This window comes from Mesorhizobium sp. M2C.T.Ca.TU.002.02.1.1, assembly GCF_003997225.1.
The window spans coordinates 1-988 of record NZ_RZTO01001311.1 but is presented as its reverse complement, the minus strand read 5'-3'; the positions used below and the strand labels follow the sequence as shown (position 1 = coordinate 988).

Annotated in this window: 2 protein-coding genes; both read right to left on the bottom strand. The window is 68.0% G+C overall.

Features of this window, described 5'->3' with window-relative positions:
* Nucleotides 1-212: hypothetical protein (locus tag EOD07_RS35730; RefSeq protein ID WP_164772916.1), on the bottom strand; the 212-nt coding region annotated here is incomplete at its 3' end.
* Nucleotides 209-988: alpha/beta hydrolase (locus EOD07_RS35725; RefSeq protein ID WP_127238462.1), on the bottom strand; the 780-nt coding region annotated here is incomplete at its 5' end. The genes EOD07_RS35730 and EOD07_RS35725, both read right to left, overlap by 4 nt.

The following is a 988-nucleotide window of genomic DNA, read 5'->3' as shown; positions in this document are numbered from 1 at the left end:
GTCGAGACCATCAGGTCGGGGGTAAGGCCCGCCTCGGCACAGAACTCCCTGACGAGCCTGGCGAAGCTGCCGACGGGATCGGCGTTGCGCAGCGAGGAGGACGGGAAGAGCCGCTCGCCGGCCTGCGGAACACGGTCGACGACCATGCCGCATTTGACCGAGGTGCCGCCGACATCGACGACCAGGATCGAGCGGATCGAGGCGCGCATCATCGGTCGCCTCCCCTGCCCGGAAGGAAGCCTGCCAAGGCGTTCCGGAACTCGGCGACATAGGCCGCGCGGTCGATCGTCTTCGACGTGATCTCAGCCAGCCGGCCGCCCGGGACGAGGCCGGCCAGCTCGCGCGCATAGGCCAGCGGATGGACGTAGTCCTGGTCGTTGCCGATGACGAGCGCCGGCTGCCGGATCGCCTCGATCCGGGCGCGGCTCACGCCGGGCCAGTCGAGCGGAATGCGCGACAGGAGCGCGATCGTGGTATCAGGCCGCGGGCGCCTGAAGAAACCGATGAGCGAGGCCGCATTGTCGGGCGAGGCCGCCATGACCTGGAGGAACTCAGGCGCGGCGCGAAAACGCTCGGCGCCTTCATCGACGCCGTATTTTTCGAGGTATTGCGCCGCGACGTGATAGCCGTGCTGGCGCTCGATGGAAGGTCCATCCACCCAGGCCGGCCGCGCCAGCACCAGCTTTGTCACGCGCTGAGCATGAAAGCTTGCAAGCCTCAGCGAAATTGCCGCGCCAAGCGAGATGCCGCCGACCGCGGCCTGCTCGATGCCGAGATGGTCGAGCAACGCCAGCGCATCGTCGGCGAATTGCGCGATCGAGAGGCGCGACGGATCGCCAAGCGCGGAGGCGCCATGCCCCCGGCACATCAGCGTGATGCGTTGCAGGCCGGTGTTTTCGGGGAACACTTCGACCGGCTGGTCGAGAGGCGCGCCGAGCCCGTGCTGCCACAGCACCGGCTGCCCTTTACCCTCGACATCGAAGGCAAG